The organism is Bradyrhizobium sp. AUGA SZCCT0431, assembly GCF_018131065.1.
GTDB lineage: Bacteria > Pseudomonadota > Alphaproteobacteria > Rhizobiales > Xanthobacteraceae > Bradyrhizobium.
Map to the genome: position 1 here is coordinate 235,863 of NZ_JAFCLR010000006.1, position 17,483 is coordinate 253,345.

The window sequence follows — 17,483 nt, forward strand, 5'->3', positions numbered from 1 at the left end:
AGCCGGCGCAGGCGCCTACGATCAGGATTCAGTTCGACGATATCTACTCACATCGGCCGCCTGCAGGACAAGTCCAAAAGTATTTTAGACATATAACTTATGGGCTTGAAACAATTCGCCGCCATGCGAGTATGTATCCGCCGCCTGCGAACGAGGCCAATGATGACCGATTTCACGCGAACGAGATCCCTGTTTCATATGCCGGATGGCGTCATCTATCTCGACGGCAACTCGCTCGGTCCCCTGCCCGTTGCGGCGACCGATCGCGTCCGCGGCATGATGTCCGAGCAATGGGGAAAACAGCTTATCAGGGGCTGGAACAGCGCCGGATGGATGGCCCAGCCGCGCCGCATCGGAGACCGCGTCGGCCGGCTGATCGGCGCGCCCGAGGGCACCGTGGTGATCGGCGACACCCTGTCGATCAAGGTCTATCAGGCGCTTGCCGCAGCGCTCGAACTCAATTCCAGCAGGCGGGTGGTCCTGTCCGACAACGGCAACTTTCCGACCGATCTCTACATGGCCGAGGGTCTGCTCAGATCGCTCGACCGGGGATATCAGCTCAAAATTGTCGCCCCCGAGGAAGTCGAAGACGCCATCGACGCAACGATTGCGGTGCTGATGCTGACCGAAGTCGACTATCGCACCGGCCGCCTTCACGACATGAAGGCATTGACGCAGAAAGCGCACGCCGCCGGCGCATTGACGGTTTGGGACCTCGCCCACTCCGCGGGCGCCATTCCGGTCGATTTGTCAGGCGCCAAAGCCGACTTCGCGGTCGGCTGCACCTACAAATATCTCAATGGCGGTCCTGGCGCGCCGGCCTTCATCTATGTCGCGCCTCGACATGCCGACACGGCGCGGCCGGCGCTTTCCGGATGGCTGGGGCATCAGGCGCCGTTTGCGTTCGATCTTGATTACCGGGCGGGCGCCGGCATCGAACGAATGCGGGTTGGAACGCCTCCCGTCATTGCGATGGCCGCGCTCGACGCCGCGCTCGATGTCTGGGAGGGCGTCAGCATGAACGAGGTCCGCAAGGCGTCGATCGCGCTGGCAGACCTGTTCATCCGCGAAGTCGAAGCCCGTTGTCCGGAACTGGCGCTGGCCTCGCCGCGGGACGGCAACAAGCGGGGCAGCCAGGTGTCGTTTCGCCACCCGAGCGGCTACGCGATCATGCAGGCGCTGATCGCGCGCGGCGTGATCGGCGATTTTCGCGCTCCCGACGCGATACGCTTCGGCTTCACGCCGCTTTACATCGGCGAGGCCGAGGTTCGCGCGGCGGTCGATGCGATCGAGAACGTCGTGAACAATCGCCGCTGGGATGCCGCGGAGTATCGCAAAATGGCTGTCGTGACATGACCGAAAAACCTTACGACCCCTCCCGCGAGGGAGCCCAGATGTCGTTCGACGGGCGGATGTCCTACAGCGATTATCTGCATCTGGAACGCGTGTTGGACGCGCAGGAACCGCTTTCAGATGCGCACGACGAACTTCTGTTCATCATCCAGCATCAGACCTCCGAACTCTGGATGAAGCTGGCGATCCATGAAATCCGCGCCACCATCAAGGCCATCCGCAACGACAAGCTCCAACCCGCCTTCAAGATGCTGTCGCGCATCGCCCGGATCTTCGAGCAGCTCACGGGCGCCTGGGATGTTTTGCGGACGATGACGCCGAGCGAGTATACCGAATTTCGCGACCAGCTCGGCCAGTCGTCAGGCTTCCAGTCGTACCAGTACCGGGCGATCGAATTCCTCGCCGGCAACCGCAATGTTGCAATGCTCGGTCCTCATGCCCACCGCGGCGACATCGTCGCGAAGCTGGAGGAGATTTTGAGCCAGCCCAGTCTCTACGACGAAGCGTTGCTTCTGCTCGCGCGCAACGGCTTCGACATCGGCGAAGATGCGCATCGACCGGATTGGCGCCTGACGCGAACCGCAAATGACAAGGTGCTGGATGCCTGGAAAACCGTCTACGCATCTCCCGAGAAACACTGGATGCTGTACGAGCTGGCCGAAAAACTGGTCGATTTCGAAGACTACTTCCGCCGCTGGCGCTTCAACCACGTCACCACGGTCGAGCGCATTATCGGCCTGAAGCGCGGAACCGGCGGCACGTCGGGCGTATCCTATTTGCGCAAGATGCTCGAGGTCGAACTTTTCCCGGAACTTTGGAAAGTAAGAACCGAGCTTTAGCAAGTAGCCCGCACGAGCGCAGCGATATGCGGGACCCGTACTCCGGGCTAGCCTGCTGAGTTGTGATCGCTAGCCGAGCTTCGGATGCGTCATGAATTCCTCGATGATCTCCACTGGCGGCTTGACGAATTCTCCCGCGCGGCTGACGCCGAGGCCGGTGAGACGGCGAAGTTTGACCGCCATTTCAGCCATCTTCACCACGATCGGGATGCCGTTGATAACAGGCGCGCCGTCGATCGCGTGATTGCGGAGCGCGGCAAACAGCAGCATCGGGATGCCGCCGCCCGGAATCAGCACTTCGACGCCCTTGGCCACCAGCGGCCGCGCCTGTTCGGCGAACAGCTCTTCGACCTCACGCGCCAGCGCTTCCGATTCATAGGCCTTCAAGATCTGCCCTGGCTCGAATGTCATGGCGTGGGTGCCCGCAACCCGGCGCTCCAGCCCGTATTTGGTGATCTGGTGATGGAACCAGGGTATGTAGCGGGGATTGATCGTGATGATGCCGCTGCGCTGGCCGAGCTGGCAGCCGTGGAGCATCGACGATTCGCCGAGTGCCAGAACCGGAATATCGACCACCGAGCGGGCTTCGTAGAGACCGGCATCCTGGAAGTGGCCGATCACGAAGGCATCGTATCCCTCGCGCTCAGCCCGCACCGCATTGCAGATCACTTCGCGCGCGCAACGAAATTCGACAATCGCGTGGGCATAGGAATCGTGCGGCGTAATGCCCTTGATGTCGATCGTGGTGCCGGGCTCCACAATGTCATCGAGATGTTTGCGCAAACGATCCCAATAGGTCTTGCCGTTCTCGTAATCGACGTAGCTCTGATACCAGATGCGGATCGGCTTCATGGCAGGCGTCTCCTTCCGCGCGCGTCGTGCGGACGGCGCGGCGTTTGATGAATGCGGCGCGATCGTCGAGACCGTGGCTCAGGCCAGCAACTTCCACGCCCCTTTCTCGAGCGTGACGATGACGCGTGCGCGTTCGTCAACACCGGAATTGTCGTTCTGGGTATAGTTGTAGACGCCATGCGAGCCCACCACGTCCTTGGTGCGGTAGAGCTCATCGCGCAACGCCGCCCGGAAGGCCGGCGTACCGGGCGGTGTCGACGCGAGCGCGCGCTTGGCCGCGGCGGCGAAAACCAGCCAGCCGTCGAAGGAATAGGCCGAGAAGGCATCGGTCGAGGCGACGTTGTTGGCCTTGAGGTGAGCGGCCCGGAATTCCAGACCGACCTTCTTCACCGGGTTGCTGTCGGGCAATTGTTCGGCGACGATCACCGGCCCGGTTGGCGCCAGAACGCCTTCGACCGCCGCGCCGCCGACCCGGATGAAGTCAGGGTTGATCAGGGCATGCGTGCCATAGATCGGGCCGCGAAAACCGCGCTCGCGCAGCGCCAAAAACGGCAGCGCCCCCGGCGTTCCCGAACCGCCGGTCATGACGGCATCAGGCTGAGCGGCGATGATCTTGAGCGTTTGTGCGGTCACCGTGGTATCGGGGCGCGCATAGCGCTCGTCTGTCAGGATCTTGATGCCAATGGGCGCGGCCGTCTTGGACAGCGCGTTGAAGACAAGATCGCCCCAGGCATCGCTGAAGCCGATATAGCCGAGGCTCTTGATGCCGGCTTTTTGCATTTGCGCGACCACGGCTGCGACCATCAGCGGCGGCGGTTGCGGAATCGAAATCGCCCAGAAGCCGCCGTCACCCTTGCCCGCTGTCGGCGGAAGCGGCGAGATGGAAACGAACGGCACCTTCTGCTCGCCGGCGACCGCCGCCATCGCGACCGAGCCCGGCAGGCCGGACGTCCCGATCAACAGGTCGACCTTTTCTTCTTCGACTAGCTTGCGGGCATTGCGCGTGGAAGCCGATGGATCGCCGCCATCGTCCATCTGGACCAGCCTGATCTTATGGCCTTCGATCGTGTCGAGGTAAGCCATGGCAGCGGCAATTCCCCTTGAATAGGGAATGCCGATGGAGGCGCCCGGTCCGGTCTGACCGGTCACGAAACCGACGGAGATGGGAGCGGACTGCGCCCGAAGGATCGCGGGAGCCGCGACGAAACCGGAGAGTGCTGCACCGCCGACGAGAACGTTTCGGCGCGAAATCATCTGTCTGCTCATCGTCGCTACCTCCTGTTGGGCCGCCGGTCAGTCGACGGGGGCCGGGCTACTGAAGAAGTGGGAGACCGGAGCGATGGCGGGCCGACGGCGGCATGGCCGCCGGCTCATCCCCGCGTCGTGGCTTGATTTACTGTTCACAGCCGCGCCATCCGCCATTCCGGACAAAAATTGTTTTAGACATAAAATATAAAAGCGTGCAGTATGGCCTCCGTCAAGAGGCAATTCACATGATCAACTTACCGATTAAAGTTGCAATTCATGCCTTATGGCCGAAGGCCGAGGGTGTCGCCGATCTGGCTGGAAAGGATCGTGCTGGCCTGATCGTAGAGTCCGGTCATCACATGCAGGATCGACGTCGCCTGCTGCAGTGCGTCCTGGGTGCCCGACATGCTGCCGACCAGACGGACCAGGGTGTCGCGCCGGTGCTGCAGATAAGCGTCGACGATCGCACGGCCGGACTCGGTGGGTACGTAAGTGGTGTTGCGGCGCGAGGCGCCATTGCTCGCTTTCTCGATAAAGCCCAGCGAAAGCAGCTTTTTCAGCCCGTATTGCAGATTGGCAAGATCATCGCGATGCAGAAGCCGCGCCACGTCGCTCAGGCCCTTCGGCGTGCCATTCAGGTGAAGCACGTGCAGGATCGAGGCCTCTGTGCCGCCCAGCGCGTTCGTTGGCATGGCGCCCAGACAGTCGCGCCGCCAGCGGGCGAACGCCGAACCGAAATGCCAGGCGGCATATTCGAACGCGTTCACGGTCTGCTCGATCGGCGAAATTTCGGCGGCCGGCTCCGTGACTACTGCCGCTATTTGCGCCGAAACTGCTTGTTTTTTGGCCACAGAACGCCTCCTCAAATATCAATTTCAAACAGCAATTTAATGTATTAACCTGACTAATCAAGGTGCTGGATCGCATGACGACTGAAATCGCCATCATTCTGCTGCTCGATGGGATCGCCAATGGAGCGATCTATCTGCTGGCGGGCCTCGGCCTCGTGCTGATCTTTTCGGTCACCCGCGTCGTGTTCGTGCCGTTCGGCGATATCACGGCGTTCTGTGTGCTCTCGATCGCCGCGTTCGAACTTGGCCGGGTGCCGGGCACGATCTGGGTGGTCGCGATCCTGGCCATCATCGCAACCGTTGTCGATGCGGCCGGTCATTACCGATCAGGCGAACACGCGCGGATCCCGTGTTCGGTATTCTTGTATGGCCTGCTGCCGCTTGTTCCCTGCGTGCTGGCCTGGGTCGCCGCATCATACGCCCTGCCCCAGGCGGTGCAGATCGTCCTTGCGCTGGTGCTCGTGCTGCCGATCGCCCCGCTGCTCGACCGTATTGCGTTTCGGCCCGCCGCCGATGCTTCCGTGCTGGTCCTGCTCATCATCGCGCTGGCCGTTCATTTCGCGATCAGCGGACTGGGCCTGATGGCCTTTGGCGCCGAAGGATTCCGCATTCGTCCATTGGTCAATGGCATCTACAGCTTCGGCGGCGTCATCGTATCGGCGCAGGTACTGCTGATGCTGGTCACCGCCGCCCTGCTCAGCTTGCTCTTCTTCCTGTTCTTCGAGCGCTCGATGTCGGGCCGGGCGCTGCGCGCCACCGCGGTCAACCGCATCGGCGCGCGGCTCGTCGGTATCCGGCCGGCACGCACCGGCACCATCGCCTATTTCATTGCCTCGCTGCTCGCCGGCGTCTCCGCCATCCTGATCGGCCCGACCACGACGATCTATTACGATTCCGGTTTCATGATCGGGCTGAAAGCCTTTATCGGCGCCATCATCGGCGGCTTCACCAGCTATCCGATTGCAGCGCTCGGCGCCGTGTTTGTCGGCATCATGGAAAGCTTCGCCTCGTTCTGGAGCAGTTCCTACAAGGAAGTGATCGTGTTCGGCCTACTGATCCCGGTGCTGCTCTGGCAATCCTGGAAATCGGCCGGGCATGCCGATGAGGAAGGCGAGGAAATGGAAATGCCCGACGCGATCGCGCTGAGCGCGCCGCTTCGCATCGGCCTGATCAGCGCCGCCGTCATCGCCCTGCTGATTGCACCTGCACTGCTCGGCAGCTTCGCCATTACGCTTCTCAACTATATCGGCATCTCCGCGCTGGTCGCGCTCGGGCTGGTGTTGCTGACCGGCATCGGCGGCATGACGTCGTTCGGGCAAGCCGCCTTTGTCGGCATCGCCGCCTATGCGACGGCCTGGGCAACCGTGACGCTCGATTTGTCGCCGTGGCTCGGATTGCTGCTGGCGTTGGCGATGACCGGGCTTGCGGCGCTGGCGATCGGCGCGCTGACGCTGCGGCTCGGCGGGCATTTTCTCTCGCTCAGCACGATCGCCTGGGGCATCTCGATCTATTTCCTGTTCGGCAATGTCGCGGGCCTCGGGCAGAACACCGGCATGGCCGGCATCCCGCCGATCACCATCGCGTCGGTCCCACTGATTTCCTCGCAAACCATCTTCTATCTGATCTGGCTGATGGTCGGGCTCGCCATGCTGGCGAGCGCCAACCTGCTCAATTCCCGCGAGGGCCGTGCCATCAGAAGCCTGCGCGGCGGCGGAATTCTGCTGGCGAGCCTTGGCGTCAACATCTTCCGAATTCGCCTTGTCACCTTCGTGATTGCCGCCCTGCTCGCTGGACTGGCCGGCTGGCTCTATGCGCACATGAATCGGTTCATCAGCCCGGCCCCGTTCGACGTCAAGCCCGGCATCGAATACCTGCTGATGGCGATGGCGGGCGGTGCCGGCCATATCGCGGGCGCCGTCGCCGGCTCCGCTTTGATCACGCTGCTCAAGAACTGGTTGCAGGATGTGTTGCCGCTGGTGACGAAGAACCCGGCGCAATTCGAGATCATCGCTTTCAGCGTTCTCCTTGTCCTGCTGCTGCAAAACGCCCGGGGCGGCCTCATCGCGTTCATCGCCAAGCGCCTGCCCAAGGGCACGCGCCCGGCGCCTGCGGCGGCGGAGCCGATGGCACGCCGCGCGCTGCCCGAAAATGGCACGCTGATCCTGAAAGTCGAAGACGCCGTGAGGACGTTCGGTGGACTGACCGCCGTCAACAAAGTGAGTTTTGATCTCAAGGCCGGCGAGATCCTGGGCCTGATCGGTCCGAACGGCGCCGGCAAGAGCACGATGTTCAACCTCTTGACCGGCGCGTTGCAGGCCAACGCCGGCCGGATCAGTTTTCTGGGCGAGGACATCACGTACCGTCCACAGATGGAAATCGCGCGCATGGGCATCGCGCGCACGTTCCAGCATGTGAAGCTGCGGCCGAACATGAGCCTGATCGACAACGTCGCGCTCGGCGCCTATGCGCGCACCGCGACCGGCTTCCTGAAGAGCGCACTTCGGCTCGATCGCGCCGAAGAGCGGCGGACGCTGCACGAGACCCAGCGGCAATTGCAGCGCGTCGGCCTCGGCGACAAATCTTACGAACTCGCCGGCAACCTTCCGCTCGGCGGACAGCGCATTCTGGAAGTCGCCCGCGCGCTGGCGGCCGATCCCGTGCTGGTGGTGCTGGATGAGCCGGCCGCAGGCTTGCGGCCGCCGGAGAAGGAAGCCCTTGCCAAGGTCTTGCGCCAGATCCGCGATGAGGGCGTCACGATCCTGATCGTCGAGCATGACATGGATTTCGTCATGGGCCTGGTCGACCGGCTGGTGGTCATGGAGTTCGGCTGCAAACTGGTCGAGGGAAATCCGGCAGCGGTCCGCGCCGATCCGAAGGTGCAGGAAGCCTATCTCGGAGGCGTATTATGAGCGCGATGCTCGAAATAACAGATCTTCATGTGGCTTACGGCAAGGTCGAAGCCGTGCGCGGCGTTTCGCTATCGCTGCAGAGAGGCCAGATCGTCACGGTGATCGGGCCGAACGGCGCGGGCAAGACCACCCTGCTCGCCGCCACCATCGGCCTGTTGCCATCGCGCGGCCGGCTCATCTTCGAAGGCCAGGATCTGTTGAAGCTCGACGTCGAGGCGCGCGTCGAGCACGGCTTCTGCCTGGTGCCCGAGACGCGGGAGCTGTTCGGAGAGTTAACGGTCTACGACAATCTCGTGCTCGGAGCCTACCCGCGCCGTTCGGATCGTGCCTTCGTCGCCCGCGCGCTCGACGAGACGTATGGGCGGTTTCCGCGTCTTGCCGAACGGCGGGCGCAACGCGCCGACACGCTTTCCGGCGGCGAACGCCAGATGCTTGCGCTTGGCCGCGCGCTGATGTCGGCGCCGCGGCTCCTGATGCTCGACGAGCCCAGCCTCGGCCTCGCGCCGCTGATCGTGCGCGACATCCTGCGCATCGTCGCTGGCCTGCGCGACGCCGGCGTCTCGATCCTGCTGGTTGAGCAGAATGCGAAGGCGGCACTCGAAATCGCCGACTACGGCTATGTGCTGGAAACCGGCGAGATCGTGCTCGACGGTGAAGCCGCCAGCCTGCTCGGCGATGCCCGCGTGCAGGCAACTTATCTTGGCGGAGGGCATTGACCGCCATGGCAAACCGCATTGCAAGTTACGACGGGGTCGCCGTCGCGGTACCCGTCACCGTGCCCTATGAGCGCTTCTCCATCCGCGGCGCGCACTGGTTCATCGCCCGCGCGCTGAAGGCCCTGGTTGATGGCGCCGGGATTTCCAAGGACGAGGTCGACGGCCTGTGCGTGGGGAGCTTCACGCTGGCGCCCGACAGCGCCGTCGGCCTGACCCAGCATCTCGGCCTTTCGCCGCGCTGGCTCGATCACGTGCCGATGGGCGGTGCTTCCGGCATAGTCAGCCTCCGCCGCGCCGCGCGCGCGGTTCAGGCCGGTGACGCCGAGATCGTTGCCTGCATCGCCGGCGACACCAACCACGTCGACAGCTTCCGGCTCAGCACGGCGACCTTCAGCATGTTCGCGCAGGACGCGGTTTATCCCTATGGCGCCGGTGGGCCGAATACCAGTTTCGCCTTCCTCACGGCCTATTACATGCGAACCTATGGGGCGAAGCCTGAGGATTTCGGCAAGCTCTGCGTCGCGCAGCGCTCGAACGCGTTGCAGTTCCCCCATGCGCTGTTCAAAAAGCCGCTGACCCTGGACGAGTATCTTAACGCCCGGCCGGTGGCCGACCCGCTTCGGCTGTTCGATTGCGTGATGCCTTGCGCCGGCGCCGAGGCCTTTCTCGTCATGAGCGAGGACCGGGCACGGCGCCTCGCCCTGCCGCACGCGCGGCTGACCGGCGCCATCGAGCGGCACAACGCCTTCCCTGACGATCCGGTGCAGCACCGCGGCGGCTGGGCAATGGACCGCGATCGTCTGTACGAAAGCGCAGGCATCGGGCCTGAAGACATCGACCTGCTCGAGGCCTATGACGATTATCCGGTCATCTGCGTCTTGCAGATCGAGGATCTCGGCTTCTGCGGCAAGGGCGAAGGGCCCGACTTCATTCGTCGCAACACTTTCGAAGCGAACGGCAGCTTTCCCTTCAACACATCGGGTGGCCAACTATCTGTCGGCCAGGCCGGTGCCGCCGGCGGCACGCTCGGGATCGTCGAAGCGCTCCGGCAGGTCACGGGACAGTCGCTTGGCGCCCGGGTCGAGAACGCGCGTCATGCGCTGGTCTCCGGATTCGGCATGATCAACTTCGACCGGGGACTATGCACCGGCGCCGCCATTCTCGCCGCAACATGATTGGGACTTGATGATGAGTGAAACAATCAAACGGCCGAAGCGCAAGAACCCGATCCTGAAGACGCGCGCGCCGACACTGCCGCCGGACCGCCGCAGCCGGATTGCGCTCGGCCTCGTTCGCGGTGCGGCGCTTGGTAACCTCGAACTGCAATGCTGCGCGGCCTGCGGCGCCGTGCAATATCCGCCGCGCGAGGCCTGCGTTCGCTGTCTGTCGGCCGAACTCGAATGGACCGTGATGAGCGGACGCGGCGAACTCGTCAGCGAGACCACGTTGCATCATTCCCAGGAACTGTTCTTTCGCGAACGCATGCCCTGGCGGCTTGGACTGGTCCGTCTGGCCGAAGGCGTCAGCCTCGTCGTCCACCTCGATACGCGCTGTGGTCCGGCACCGTCTCCGGTCATCGTGGAAGCCGTGCTCGACCGCGCCGGCCAGGCCGCGCTTGTCGCCAAGCCGGATGGTGGCAATACCGCACTCGCCGACGAGCCGAAGCTGCGCAATTTCACGTCGGATCCGAGATTCCGCAAAGTGCTGGTCACCGACGCCAAGTCACCGGTCGGCCAGGCTGTCGTGAAAGCGGTGCTGGAGGCCGGCGCCGACCTCGTCTGGGCCGGCCATTGCGAACCCTGGAAGAATCCGCCGGGCTGGCCAGCGATCGCCGAACTGCCCAAGGTGACGCTGGTCCCGCTCGATGTCACCGACACCAAGTCGGTCAATGAGCTTGCCGCCGAACTCGGCTTCAAGGTCGACATCGTGATCAACACTGCAGAGCATCATCGCACGTTTGGCATTTTCGGCCGCGCCGGCGTCGAAACCGCACGTGCGGAGATGGAGACCAACTGCTTCGGCCTGTTGCGGCTGGCCCAGGCGTTCGGTCCGGTGATGCAGTCGCGCGGCGCCGATGGCGAAACAAGCGCGGTGGCCTGGGTCAATCTGCTGTCGATCTATGCGCTGTCCAATTTTCCGCAGCACGCGACTTATTCGGCATCGATGGCCGCGGCCCTTTCGGTCGCACAGGCATTGCGCGCCGAAATGCGTGTCGCCGGCATCAGGGTCGTCAACATCTTTCCGGGACCGATCGACGACGAATGGAATCAGCTGCTGCTGCCGCCGAAATTGGCGCCATCGGCGGTCGCCCGCGCCATCGTCGGCGCGCTGAAGGGATCGGTCGAGGACGTCTATCCCGGCGATATCGCGCAGGACTGGCTCGCCCGTTTCCGCGACAATCCGAAGGCACTGGAACGGGAGCTTGGCCGATGAAACCGCATGATCCAGCGCCCGGCCCTGAAATCCTGGCGGGCTTCACCGCAGCACTCGCGACCGGCGCGATCCGCATCATCGATCTGACGCAGACGCTTGGTCCCGATTTTCCAAGCATCGTGATGCCGCCGGAAATAGGCCAGAGCCGCGCATTCCGTATGGAAGAGATTTCGCGTTACGACGAACGCGGCGGCGCCTGGTACTGGAACAATTTGTCCTTTGGCGAACATACCGGCACGCATTTCGACGCCCCGATCCATTGGGTCTCGGGCCGCGACCTTCCCAACAGCTCTACCGATACGATCCCGGTTGGCGATTTCATTGCGCCCGCCGTGGTCATCGACTGCTCGAAGGAATCCGCACAGGATGCCGACTTCCTGCTGACGCCGGATTTCATCAAGGCATGGGAAGCCGTGCACGGCAAGATCCCGCCGCGATGCTGGGTGCTGATGCGCACCGACTGGTCGAAGAAGAGCGATCCGGCGGCCTATCAGAATTTCGACGACGTCGGGCAGCACACGCCAGGTCCCGATCCTGACGCCGTGCGTTTCCTGCTCAACAAGCGCGACGTGCTCGGCTTCGGCACTGAAACCATCGGCACCGATGCGGGCCAGGCGGCGCATTTCTTGCCCCCCTATCCGTGCCACTACTACATGCACGGTGCCGGACGCTATGGCCTGCAATGCCTGACCAATCTCGACCTGCTGCCGCCGACCGGCAGTTCGCTGATCGCGCCGCCGCTGAAGATCCAGCAGGGCAGCGGCAGCCCATTGCGCGTGCTGGCACTGGTGCCTTCAAGTCAGGCCGGAGCGTCGCGCCCATGAGCCTCCATGCGCCCGGGATGATTCCGCTGCCACCGGAAGACCGGACGCTGCCGCGCATGCTCGAGATTCAGGCCGGCAGCCACGGCGACCGGACGCTGGTCTCGTGCGCAACTGATTCATGGACGTTCCGCGAGGCGCGCGACATCGCGGCCGGCCGTGCCGCGACGTTACGCGCGGCCGGCGTTGCGGCCGGCGACCGGGTCGCGATCCTCTGCTCCAATCGCGTCGAAATGCTGGAGATCGTTTTGGGCTGCGGCTGGATCGGCGCCATCGCGGTCCCGATCAACACCGCCGCGATGGGACCGCAGATCGGCTATTACCTTTCGAATAGCGGCGCGCGGCTGTTCGCGATCGAGGCGCAATACGTCGAACGCCTGGCCCATGTCTCCGAAGGCATGGCCTCGCTTGGTTCGATCTGGGTGATCGGCGGCGATGCCCCGCCCAAGGTTGCAGCGCCGTCGATGGAGGTCATGCCGCCACGCGCCGCCGCGATTTCGGCGGCGCCCGTCAGTCCCGGCGACACGTTCGCGATCATCTATACCAGCGGCACCACCGGCCCATCCAAGGGCGTGATGTGCCCGCATGCGCAATATTATTGGTGGGGCATCCACTCCGGCCGGATTTTTGGCCTGACGGCAAACGACGTGCTTTGCACAACCCTGCCGCTGTTCCATATCAATGCCCTCAATACATTTGCGCAGGCGCTTCTTAGCGGCGCGCGCATGGTCCTCGAACCGCGGTTCTCGGCCTCCGGCTTCTGGCCGGCCATGATCCGCAACGAAGCAACGGTGATCTATCTGCTCGGCGCCATGGTGCCGATCCTGCTGGCGGGTGAACCGCACGCCGACGAACGTCGACACCAAGTCCGCACTGGGCTCGGACCGGGGGTTCCCGCTAATCTTGGCGCGGCATTCGCTGCGCGCACCGGCGTTACGCTGCTCGAAGGTTACGGCTCGACCGAAACCAATTTCGTAATCGGCGCATCGCCGGAAACGCAGAAGCCGGGAACCATGGGCCGTATCGTCGACGGTTTTCAGGCGCGCGTCGTCGATGCCAACGACGTTGAGCTTCCGGATGGCGAGGCTGGTGAGCTCGTACTGCGCGCCGACGAGCCGTTTGCGTTCGCGAGCGGCTATTTCGGCATGCCCGAGAAGACCGTGGAAGCCTGGCGGAATCTCTGGTTCCATACCGGCGATCGGGTAATCCGTGACGAGAACGGCTATTTCCGCTTCGTGGACCGGCTCAAGGACGCGATCCGCCGGCGCGGCGAGAACATCTCGTCCTATGAGGTCGAGCAGGTGCTGCTGGCTCACCCCGACATCGAGATGACGGCCGTCTTTCCCGTGCGCTCGGAACTTGCCGAGGATGAAGTGATGGCCGCGATGGTGGTGCGGCCGGGAGCGGCGATCACGCCCATCGAACTGATGCAATTCTGCGCGCTGCGGCTGCCCTATTTCGCAGTGCCGCGCTTCATCGATTTTGTCGCAGACCTGCCACGGACGGAGAACGGCAAGATCCGGAAATACGAGCTGCGCGAGCGCGGCGTGACCGCATCGACCTGGGATCGCGAAGCGGCCGGCTACCGGCTGAAGCGGGGTGCCGTGTAATGGATAATTATTTGACACTTAAAATATGTCGGCTTAGCATTTTTGCCGATCCGACACCGGGCCGTCATTGGCACCAGGCCCCGTCGGGATGGCGCGGCTCGCCGCCATCGCCCAAGCCGAAGGAAATGCGTCATGGCTGAACGCTCTTTCGCCCGTGAGGTCCAGGACCTCAAACTAGGCAACGGGGATGTCTTCCACGGCGAAGGGATTCTGGCCATCACCAAGGCGCTGCTGCAATCCGGCGTCGGCTATGTTGGCGGCTATCAGGGCGCGCCGATTTCGCATCTGATGGACGTGCTGGCCGATGCGCAGGACATTCTCGGCGACCTCGGCGTGCACTTCGAAACCTCGGCGAACGAGGCAGCGGCGGCCGCGATGCTTTCGGCCTCCGTGATGTACCCGATCCGCGGCGCGGTGACCTGGAAATCGACCGCCGGCACCAACGTCGCCTCCGACGCGCTCTCCAATCTCGCCTCCGGCGGCGTCACGGGCGGCGCATTGATCGTGATCGGCGAAGATTACGGCGAAGGCTCCTCCATCATGCAGGAACGCAGCCACGCCTTTGCGATGAAGTCCCAGATCTGGCTGCTCGATCCCCGCCCCAACCTCGAATCCATCGTGAAAGCGGTCGAGGACGGATTTGAGCTGTCGGAAGCGACCAACACGCCCGTGATGCTCGAAGTGCGCATCCGTTCCTGCCATGTGCATGGCCGCTTCGCCGCCAAGGACAACAAGCGCCCGGCATTCACGATGGCGCAGGCGCTGGAAAATCCGCGCCGCGACACCAACCGCATCGTGCTGCCGCCGGCCTCCTACATGCACGAGAAGGAAAAGATCGAACAGCGCTGGCCGGCCGCGATTTCCTTCATAAAAGAGCGCAAGCTCAACGAGGTGTTCGAGGGCGACATCGACGACGTCGGCATCATCCTGCAAGGCGGCATGTACAATGGCGTGATCCGCGCGCTGCAAGGCCTTGGCCTGGCGGACGTCTGGGGCAACACCCGCATTCCGCTCTACGTCATGAACGTGACCTATCCCTTGATCGACGATGAGCTGATCGACTTCTGCCAATCCAAGCGCGCGGTGCTGATGGTTGAAGAAGGCCAGCCTGATTACATCGAACAGGCCCTGCACAAGGTGCTGCGAAAGGCCGATGTCCCGACCAAGATCTACGGCAAGGGCGAGTTGCCGATCGGCGGCGAATATACCGCAGCCGTGATGGCGGCGGGGCTTCGCAACTTTCTCACCGCTGCCGCGCCCGGCGCGCTGCCGGATCGAATCCGCGCCCCGAACGACCCATCGATCCTCGCCCACGACAAGGTCAAGGCCTTGGCCGAAGTGGTGCCGGCGCGTCCCGCCGGCTTCTGCACCGGCTGCCCGGAGCGGCCGATCTTCGCCGCGATGAAACTCGTGGAAAAGGACCTTGGGCCGCATCATGTCGCGGCCGATATCGGCTGCCATTTGTTCTCGATCCTGCCGCCGTTCAACATCGGGGCGACGACGATGGGCTATGGCCTCGGCCCGGCCTCGGCGTCCGCGTTTAACGTGAAGGCAGACAAGCGTTCGATCGCTATCATGGGCGACGGCGGCTTCTGGCACAACGGCCTGACCAGCGGCATCGGCAATGCGGTCTACAACCAGCAGGACGGCGTCATACTTGTTGTCGACAATCATTACTCCGCGGCCACCGGCGGCCAGGACATCCTGTCGTCCCGCGCCGACAACAAATCGCGCTCGACCAACCACCCGATCACCGAGGCGGTGAAAGGCATCGGCGCCAAATGGGTGCGCCAGATCGACCGGACCTATGATGTCGCCAAGATGCGCGACACGTTGAAGGAAGCGCTCACAAGCACCGACAAGGGACCGAAGATCATCGTCGCCTCGTCCGAATGCATGCTGAACAAGCAACGCCGGATCAAGCCGCTGTTCAACAAGGCGGTGAAGGGTGGCGAGCGCGTCGTGCGCGAGCGCTTTGGTGTCGATGAGGACGTCTGCACCGGCGACCATGCCTGCATCCGGCTGTCCGGCTGCCCCTCGCTTTCGGTGAAGCACACCGACGATCCCCTGAAGGACGATCCGGTCGCGGCGATCGACAATAGCTGCGTCGGCTGCGGCAATTGCGGTGAGGTGGCGGAGGCCGCCGTACTGTGCCCGTCATTCTACCGCGCCGACATCATCCACAACCCGACCGGCTTCGACCAGTTCATGGCAAAGCTGCGCGGCGGCATCATCGGCTTCCTGCAGCGACGCCGCGACCGCCGCCGTCTCGCGTTGGTTTGAGGGCATGACCGGATGAACATCATGCTGCAGCCCCCCGCCATCGACCTGACCCGACCGCTTTCGATCGCCGTGCTCGCGATGGGCGGCCAGGGCGGCGGCGTGCTGGTCGACTGGATCGTGGCGCTGGCGGAAAGCCAGAACTGGATCGCGCAGTCCACCTCGGTGCCCGGTGTCGCCCAGCGCACCGGCGCAACCATCTATTATGTCGAGATGATCCCTGCCCGCCCGGATGCCGCCTACCCGGTGCTGTCGCTGATGCCGGTTCCCGGCGAAGTCGACGTCGTGGTCGGCGCCGAACTGATGGAAGCCGGCCGCGCCATCCAGCGCGGCCTCGTCACACCCGACAAGACCACACTGATCGCCTCGTCGCATCGTTCCTTCGCGGTCCAGGAGAAGCTGGTGCCCGGCGACGGCATCAGCGATTCCAGCAAGGTCTATGAGGCCGCAGAGGCCGCCGCGAAACGTTTTGTCGCCTTCGACATGGCCGTGCTCGCAGACAGCACCGGCAGCGCCATCTCGGCGGTGCTGTTCGGTGCGCTCGCAGGCAGCGGCGCCCTGCCGTTTGGCCGCGAAGCTTATGAAGCGACCATCCGCGCCGCCGGCATCGGCATCGAACCGAGCCTGCGCGCGTTCGCGGCGGGTTTTGAGCACACGCAGGCGGATGCCGCGTCGGCGACGCCGCCCGCGCCGCCCAAGCCGGCTTCGGCCGGCAAGCTCTACCCAACGCTCGCACCGATCGGCGATACCGCCTTCGATGCGCTCGTCACCGACGCAAGCACGACCTTCCCCGCGTCCCTGCACGGCATCATCGCCGCAGGCTTGCGCAAGGTCGTCGATTTTCAGGACGTCGGCTATGGCCGGGAATACCTCGATCTCGTCGCAGGCTTTATGCGTCTGGAACGCGGTAGCGGTCCTGCGTTGACGCGGGCGGCGGCAAAACATGTCGCCGTGGCCATGGCCTATGACGACGTCATCCGCGTTGCCGACCTCAAGACCCGCGCAAGCCGGTTCGAACGCGTCCGCGGCGAGGTTCTCGCAAAGCCCGACCAGCTCGTCTACACCACCGAATTCATGCATCCGCGCATGGAGGAAGTTTTGGGTACGCTTCCCGCGGGCCTTGGCCTGTGGCTCGAAGGCAAGTCTGGCCTGTGCAAGAAGCTCGATCGCGTGGTCAATCGCGGGCGACGCGTGCAGACCGGCACGGTGCGCTGGTTCTTGCCGCTGTATGTGCTGGGTGGCCTGAAACGCTTTCGCCGCGGCACGCTGCGTCATAAGCGCGAAGTCGCCCATCGCGACGCCTGGCTCAATCTCGCCCGCAACACTGCGCCAACAGATTACGAACTCGCCGTCGCCATTCTTGAAACACGCCGGCTGGTGAAGGGCTATTCCGACACCCACGCGCGCGGCGCCTCGAAATTCGACAGGGTGATTGCGGTTGCACCGCGTCTTGCCGGTCGCGCGGATGGTGCGCAATGGCTGCGCCGCCTTTGCAAGGCCGCCCTCGCCGATGAAGAGGGTAAGGCGCTCGACGGCGCGCTTGCCACGGTTGAAACATTTCTGTGATTGAT

13 protein-coding genes are annotated in these 17,483 nt (G+C 63.7%); 10 read left to right on the forward strand and 3 right to left on the reverse strand.

The window, feature by feature from the left end; genetic code table 11:
* The first annotated feature begins 162 nt into the window (after positions 1-162).
* Both kynU and kynA read left to right on the forward strand, forming a co-directional pair.
* A complete protein-coding gene (kynU, locus tag JQ567_RS07895) occupies positions 163-1,356 on the forward strand; it encodes a kynureninase (protein ID WP_212438288.1) in 1,194 nt (397 codons plus the stop codon).
* Entirely contained in the window at positions 1,353-2,192 is an 840-nt protein-coding gene (gene kynA, locus JQ567_RS07900) for a tryptophan 2,3-dioxygenase (protein ID WP_212438289.1), read from the forward strand. Before kynU ends, kynA begins: the two co-directional genes overlap by 4 nt.
* A gap of 69 nt (positions 2,193-2,261) precedes the next feature.
* On the opposite strand, the gene JQ567_RS07905 is transcribed toward kynA, so the two are convergent.
* The 3 genes from JQ567_RS07905 to JQ567_RS07915 form a co-directional block, all read right to left on the reverse strand.
* Positions 2,262-3,044, reverse strand: a complete 783-nt coding sequence (locus JQ567_RS07905; RefSeq protein WP_249165308.1) for an aspartate/glutamate racemase family protein — start codon at positions 3,042-3,044, stop codon at positions 2,262-2,264.
* Between the two features lie 78 nt (positions 3,045-3,122).
* Entirely contained in the window at positions 3,123-4,310 is a 1,188-nt protein-coding gene (locus tag JQ567_RS07910; protein WP_249165309.1) for an ABC transporter substrate-binding protein, read from the reverse strand.
* 263 nt (positions 4,311-4,573) lie between these two features.
* Positions 4,574-5,059 (reverse strand): winged helix DNA-binding protein, encoded by a 486-nt coding sequence (locus tag JQ567_RS07915; RefSeq protein ID WP_212438290.1) that lies wholly within the window; start codon positions 5,057-5,059, stop codon positions 4,574-4,576.
* A 158-nt stretch (positions 5,060-5,217) separates the two neighbouring features.
* Between JQ567_RS07915 and JQ567_RS38835 the strand changes: the two genes are divergently transcribed.
* From JQ567_RS38835 to JQ567_RS07960, 8 genes are all read left to right on the forward strand, one after another.
* The gene (locus JQ567_RS38835; protein WP_312017369.1) at positions 5,218-8,052 is read left to right on the forward strand and encodes an ABC transporter permease subunit; all 2,835 of its coding nucleotides are present in this window, start codon (positions 5,218-5,220) and stop codon (positions 8,050-8,052) included.
* The gene (locus JQ567_RS07930; RefSeq protein WP_212438291.1) at positions 8,049-8,768 is read left to right on the forward strand and encodes an ABC transporter ATP-binding protein; all 720 of its coding nucleotides are present in this window, start codon (positions 8,049-8,051) and stop codon (positions 8,766-8,768) included. Before JQ567_RS38835 ends, JQ567_RS07930 begins: the two co-directional genes overlap by 4 nt.
* A 5-nt stretch (positions 8,769-8,773) precedes the next feature.
* Positions 8,774-9,943 (forward strand): thiolase family protein, encoded by a 1,170-nt coding sequence (locus JQ567_RS07935; RefSeq protein WP_212438292.1) that lies wholly within the window; start codon positions 8,774-8,776, stop codon positions 9,941-9,943.
* A 13-nt stretch (positions 9,944-9,956) separates the two neighbouring features.
* Positions 9,957-11,201 carry an SDR family NAD(P)-dependent oxidoreductase gene (locus tag JQ567_RS07940; RefSeq protein ID WP_212438293.1) on the forward strand — a complete coding sequence of 415 codons (1,245 nt, stop codon included), beginning with the start codon at positions 9,957-9,959 and terminating at the stop codon, positions 11,199-11,201.
* Positions 11,198-12,025 (forward strand): cyclase family protein, encoded by an 828-nt coding sequence (locus JQ567_RS07945; protein WP_212438294.1) that lies wholly within the window; start codon positions 11,198-11,200, stop codon positions 12,023-12,025. The genes JQ567_RS07940 and JQ567_RS07945 overlap by 4 nt, the downstream gene beginning before the upstream one ends.
* A complete protein-coding gene (locus JQ567_RS07950) occupies positions 12,022-13,632 on the forward strand; it encodes an ATP-dependent acyl-CoA ligase (protein WP_212438295.1) in 1,611 nt (536 codons plus the stop codon). The genes JQ567_RS07945 and JQ567_RS07950 overlap by 4 nt, the downstream gene beginning before the upstream one ends.
* A gap of 132 nt (positions 13,633-13,764) precedes the next feature.
* Complete coding sequence (locus JQ567_RS07955) at positions 13,765-15,915, forward strand: indolepyruvate ferredoxin oxidoreductase subunit alpha (protein ID WP_212438296.1); 2,151 nt, start codon at positions 13,765-13,767, stop codon at positions 15,913-15,915.
* Positions 15,916-15,927: 12 nt separating this feature from the next.
* Positions 15,928-17,478 (forward strand): indolepyruvate oxidoreductase subunit beta family protein, encoded by a 1,551-nt coding sequence (locus JQ567_RS07960; protein ID WP_212438297.1) that lies wholly within the window; start codon positions 15,928-15,930, stop codon positions 17,476-17,478.
* Positions 17,479-17,483: the final 5 nt, after the last annotated feature.

Coding starts and splice junctions, on each gene's coding strand:
- kynU (WP_212438288.1), top strand. CDS start 163: ATGACCGATTTCACGCGAACGAGATCCCTGTTTCATATGCCGGATGGC.
- kynA (WP_212438289.1), top strand. CDS start 1,353: ATGACCGAAAAACCTTACGACCCCTCCCGCGAGGGAGCCCAGATGTCG.
- JQ567_RS07905 (WP_249165308.1), bottom strand. CDS start 3,044: ATGAAGCCGATCCGCATCTGGTATCAGAGCTACGTCGATTACGAGAAC.
- JQ567_RS07910 (WP_249165309.1), bottom strand. CDS start 4,310: ATGAGCAGACAGATGATTTCGCGCCGAAACGTTCTCGTCGGCGGTGCA.
- JQ567_RS38835 (WP_312017369.1), top strand. CDS start 5,218: ATGACGACTGAAATCGCCATCATTCTGCTGCTCGATGGGATCGCCAAT.
- JQ567_RS07930 (WP_212438291.1), top strand. CDS start 8,049: ATGAGCGCGATGCTCGAAATAACAGATCTTCATGTGGCTTACGGCAAG.
- JQ567_RS07935 (WP_212438292.1), top strand. CDS start 8,774: ATGGCAAACCGCATTGCAAGTTACGACGGGGTCGCCGTCGCGGTACCC.
- JQ567_RS07940 (WP_212438293.1), top strand. CDS start 9,957: ATGAGTGAAACAATCAAACGGCCGAAGCGCAAGAACCCGATCCTGAAG.
- JQ567_RS07945 (WP_212438294.1), top strand. CDS start 11,198: ATGAAACCGCATGATCCAGCGCCCGGCCCTGAAATCCTGGCGGGCTTC.
- JQ567_RS07950 (WP_212438295.1), top strand. CDS start 12,022: ATGAGCCTCCATGCGCCCGGGATGATTCCGCTGCCACCGGAAGACCGG.
- JQ567_RS07955 (WP_212438296.1), top strand. CDS start 13,765: ATGGCTGAACGCTCTTTCGCCCGTGAGGTCCAGGACCTCAAACTAGGC.
- JQ567_RS07960 (WP_212438297.1), top strand. CDS start 15,928: ATGAACATCATGCTGCAGCCCCCCGCCATCGACCTGACCCGACCGCTT.